The organism is Stieleria sp. (assembly GCF_041595215.1).
Taxonomy (GTDB): domain Bacteria; phylum Planctomycetota; class Planctomycetia; order Pirellulales; family Pirellulaceae; genus Stieleria; species Stieleria magnilauensis.
On sequence record NZ_JBFHKV010000759.1, the window covers coordinates 1 to 4,395 of the forward strand.

The window sequence follows — 4,395 nt, forward strand, 5'->3', positions numbered from 1 at the left end:
GAAGGCAAACAGCCACACACGCTCGACGCGTCATGGTACGGGCCGATGGGCTGGCTGAGTGGAATGTACCTTGCCGCGTTGGCGGCCGGCGAAGCGATGGCGATCGAGATGGGCGATACGGATTTTGCGACGCAGTGCCGCACGCTGATCGATCGAGGCTCCGAAAAGATCGTCGCGGAGTTATTTGACGGCGAGTACTTCATTCACAAACCCGATCCAGCCGTCCGCGCCCTCAACTCCAACAAGGGCTGCCACATCGATCAAGTACTCGGCCAGGCCTGGATGAAGCAGGTGGGCTTGGGGCGAGTGATTCCAAAGCAAGAAACGGTTTCTGCACTTCAGAGTCTGTGGAAATACAACTTCGCCCCCGACGCCGGGCAGTATGCGCTCGACCACGTTCAAATCGAACAGGCGTTCCGATGGTATGCGATGCCGGGAGAAGCCGGTTTGGTGATGTGTACCTGGCCCAAGGGCGGTGCAACCGAGGCGATCCCCGGAGACCGACTGCGTTCGGAAGAGAACCCGCCGGTTTATACCGGACCGGGCGGCTACTTCAACGAATGCATGAACGGCTTTGAGTACCAAGTGGCCGCCCACATGGTCTACGAAGCAGAGCCGGGAGACCCGCTGGTCGAAAAGGGACTGGCCATCGCAAAGGCGGTGCATGAACGCTACGGAGCGGACAAGCGGAATCCTTACAACGAGATCGAATGCAGTGATCACTACGCCCGATCGATGGCCAGCTATGGCGTGTTCCTGGCCGCTTGCGGGTTTGCATACCACGGCCCCAAGGGACGCATCGGGTTTGCACCACGCGTGTCGCCGGACAACTTCAAGGCTCCCTTCATCACCGCCGAGGGCTGGGGAAGCTTCACCCAGAACGTGGTGGACGGTCAGCAAACCGCTTCGATTGAAATGCACCACGGCAAGCTCGCGCTGAACGAATTCGTCGTGGACCAAGTCAAAGGAACAGCGGCCAGTCGTGCAGTCGTCGTGGTAGATGGGAACGAGATTCCGGTGGAATTCCAAACTCGGCAAGGCCGTTCGGTTGTCCGCTTTCGCAATGGCATTGAGCTGCTGGCGGGACAGACAATGAACGTGCGTTGGGCTGCATGATGGACCCCTCGAAAATACACTGGCTCCCCTCTCCCCAAAAAACGCCGAAGTCGCGCAGCGTCGAGCGTTTTTTGGGGAGAGGGGCTGGGGGTGAGGGGCAACACAGCTGGACCACAATGGTGTCAAGGACAACGGCCAACTGAATGCTCGATGATCCGCGATGCGAGCTGCAAACTCCATCACCAGCCCCCTCATCCCCAGCCCTTCTCCCCCACAAATCGACAAGCAAGCTTGTTAACGATTTGCGGGGGAGAAGGGTGCCAGAATCTTGCTGTCATTGGACCACTGGCTACGCCGGTGGACTCAGAAGGCTGAGCCTGGAAACAAAACGGGGCACATTGATGACCCCTTACATGTGACAATGCACCAACCCACAACGTGCCCATCCAACCGGGAACAAACATGAACAAGAAATCCGACCCCTTGAGCAACACCTGTTGCGGTGGCACCCGTTCCTGCAGTCCGGCCGCGACAGGGCGGCGCGCTTTCATGAAAGCCTCTGGGCTGACGGCCGCGATGCTTGCGGCCGGGCGGATGAATGTCATGGCGGGGCCGTTTGCCAACGAAGACTTTGAGCACATCATTCCCTCGGACAAAAAGCTCAGCAAAGAGTGGATCGAAAGTCTCTACGCCCGGGGCGAACCGCTCAGCGCGACCGGCGACGACTTGAAATTCATCGGCATGCCCATCAACGGCATCTGCACCGGTCAAGTTTATCTGGCAGGTGACGGCCGCCTCTGGTACTGGAATCTGGACGGAAACAGAGACGCCAAGCAGATCGGGAAGGGCCCCCGGTTCACCGATCCGGACACCCTGCATTCCCCCATGGATCAAGGTTTCGCGTTGCAGGTCAACTCCGGCGGCAAAACGCAAACCTTGACGCTCGATTCCAACGGCTTTGAAGATGTGGTCTTTACCAACCAGTATCCGATGGCGCAAGTAACGTATGCCGATGCGGCCTGTCCCGTTCGTGTCACCCTGGAATCCTACACACCGTTCATCCCACTCAACCGCGACGATTCCAGCTATCCCGTGATCGTGATGCGCTACACGATCCAGAACACTTCGGATCAGGTCCAGCAGACGGCGATCGCGGGTTGGGTTGAGAACTTCTCGAACTTCCGAAGCGGACGGGGTAAGAACGGAATCCGATTGAGTCGGTATCGCCATGGCAATGGACTGTCCGCGGTGGAATGCTGGGTGAAACCGGCCGCCGAAGATGGTCGGCCCGAACAATCCGTCGTGTTCGCTGATTTTGAGACAGGTGATTACGGCGACTGGAAAGTGGAAGGAGAAGCCTTTGGTGATGCGCCGGCGTCGGGCGCGCGGACGATTCAGAAACTATCCGGATTCAAGGGCAAGGGTCTGGTGAATTCCTGGACCGGAAGCGACGAGCCCCAGGGAAAACTGATCTCACCCGAGTTCAAGATCGAAAAGCCCTACATCAATTTCCTGATCGCCGGCGGACGGGACGAGAAGAAATTGAACATCAGCTTGTGGGTCGATGGAAAGAAGGTCCGGTCCGCCGCAGGCGATCAGTCCGACGCCATGGTATGGGCCAGCTGGAATGTCGCCGAACTGTCCGGCCAGCAAGCCCACCTCGAAATACTCGATGCATCGTCCGGCGGATGGGGACACATCGACATCGACCACATCGTGTTCTCGACCCATCCTCCGAAACAACCATCCGAGTCCGCTTTGGATCGGGCAGCGGATTTCGGCGCGGTCGCGTTGGGGTTGCTCGGCGACGAGAAGCCGGACATCGTGGACATCGAGCGGTCGCAACCGGGCGCCTCGGGTCTGTTTCCCTCCGAGCGACCAAACGCGGAACCGGACGCGGTTCACCAACGACCGCTTCGTGAACGGGGATTTGCCTCCATCGGACGACAGCTGACGCTCCAACCCGGCGAGGAAACGACCGTTTCCTTCGCGCTGTCCTGGCGATTCCCGAATGCAAACTACGTCACGTCGTTCGGACGCAAACCTGGCGCCCACGACATCAATTTTTATTCGACCTTGTGGCCGACCGCGGTCGATGCCGCAGCCGCCGTGGCCGCTCGGGAAACGGAACTGCACGGGACGACTCGGACTTGGGTCGACACCTGGTACGATTCGACGTTGCCCCATTGGCTGCTGGAACGGACGTTTGTCACGCTCAATTGCATGCAGACCCAGTTGGCCGAACGCTTGGCCCTGCAGGACGGCATGTACAACCTGGACGAAGGCGTGAATTGCTGTCCGGGAAACTGCACGCACGTCTGGCAATACGCCCAAGGGTTGGCGCGGGTCTTTCCGGTCATCGAACGCGAATGCCGCGACAAGGTGGAATACGGCAAGGGCTTCAGACCGAACGATGGTTCGATCAACTTTCGCCATTCCATCGCCCCGTTTCACGATGCCATCGACGGTCAGTGCGGCACCATTCTTCGCGTCCTGCGCGAGAGCCAGATGACCACAGACTATCGCTTTCTGGAAAGCATTTGGGATCGCACCCGGCTTTCCATGGATTACGTGATTCGCAAATGGGACCCCGATGGCGATGGGCTGTTGGCGGGCGCCCAGCACAACACGCTGGACGAGCCCTGGTTCGGGCAGGTGCATTGGCTGATCAATCTGTACCACGCCGCGCTCAAGGCATCCGCAGTGATGGCGCGACAAATGAAGCAACCTGGGGTCGCCGAGCGCTATGAGAGAATTGTCGCCAAAGGCACTCCGAAAATGGTCGAGATGCTCTGGAACGAGCAGTATGGCCACTTCATCCACAAGCCCGGTCCGGGCGAAGATGAAAAGCACGGTTCGGTCAACGGTTGCCACATCGATCAGGTCCTCGGCGAGTTTTGGCTCTTGAATCTGGGCCTGGACCGCGTGCTGCCGCAAGACAAGATCCGTCGAACGCTGGAATCGCTCTGGACGTTTAACTTTTCACCCAATGTGGGCGATTTTCGAAAAGTCATGACCGATGGGCGGTGGTACGCGGTCGAAGGCAACGCGGGACTGGTCATGTGTTCGTTTCCGCATGGAAAGATCGAGCCCAAGAGCGGCAAGAAAAACTACGCGGGCTATTTGAATGAATGCATGACGGGCTTTGAATGGCAGGTCGCCGCGCACATGATCTGGGAAGGCTTGGTCGAAAAGGGGCTCGCGATCGGCAAGGCGATTTACGATCGTTATCTGCCGAAAGACCGCAACCCGTACAACGAAATCGAATGCAGCGACCACTATGCCCGCGCGATGTCGAGCTACAGTGCCTTCATGGCCGTCTGCGGATTCCGATACGAC

2 protein-coding genes are annotated in these 4,395 nt (G+C 58.7%); both read left to right on the plus strand.

What is annotated here, in order from left to right:
* Window positions 1-1,116, plus strand: a 1,116-nt coding sequence (locus tag ABX749_RS23740) for a GH116 family glycosyl hydrolase (protein WP_372898181.1), incomplete at its 5' end; no start/stop codon positions are given.
* 402 nt (window positions 1,117-1,518) lie between these two features.
* Window positions 1,519-4,395, plus strand: a 2,877-nt coding sequence (locus tag ABX749_RS23745) for a GH116 family glycosyl hydrolase (protein WP_372898182.1), incomplete at its 3' end; no start/stop codon positions are given.